1 protein-coding gene is annotated in these 792 nt (G+C 42.8%); it reads left to right on the forward strand.

Annotated elements, in window-relative coordinates; translation table 11 throughout:
* Positions 1-792: Rpn family recombination-promoting nuclease/putative transposase (locus ACYVGR_RS37590; RefSeq protein WP_460966070.1), on the forward strand; the 792-nt coding region annotated here is incomplete at both ends.

Consider the following 792-nt stretch of genomic DNA (forward strand, 5'->3'; position numbering starts at 1 on the left):
TTACGGTTTCAAAGTAACATTTGGTAACGAGACCGATACGCGGTTTTTATGTAGGGCGTTACAAGCATTGATTCAGTCGCCAGTAGCTATAAAACACGTTGAGTTTATTGAAAGCGAAATTCCGGGCCTAACCAAAGACAGTCGTAGCGGAGTGTACGATGTGGCTTGTGTGGATGAACAAGGGAATCAGTTTATCGTCGAGATGCAGTTGAGCAAGTATCCAGACTTCATTCAGCGCATGAAATTCTATTCGTTTTACAGGCTTAATACGCTGGTTCGGAAGGGTAAATACAAGTTCGAGGGCTTGCCCAAAATTTACTGCATCGGTATTTTAGCTACCAACATTTTTCCTCATATTGTTGACTATCATAACGTGGCGGTACTGCGAAACGAGAAAGGCGAACTGATTGACGAGCAGACGACGTTCATTACAATAGAATTGGCTAAATTCAAGAAACGGTTAAGCAGCATTCAAACCGATTTGGACAAGTTGATTTATACGATGAAGACCCTACACAAAGCGACCAAACCCAAGCAATTTCCTCAGTTCTGGAGTGAGGAGTGGTTAGAAGCGGCCATTAAGGAGTTAGACACGCGAGCAATGTCCCCTGAAAAGCGGATGGCTTATGAAATGACGCTTTCAGCCAATGCATTGGCGATTGAGAATGAGAACAGGAAAATTCAAGAGGCTAAAGAAGCAGAAAATTTAGCTGTCAAAACTGAGACGGTTAAAAATGCGCTCTCGAAAGGTCTTGACATAAATTTAGTAGCTGACATTGCCGAGGTTAGTGT

The sequence above is a fragment of the Spirosoma litoris genome, from assembly GCF_054776755.1.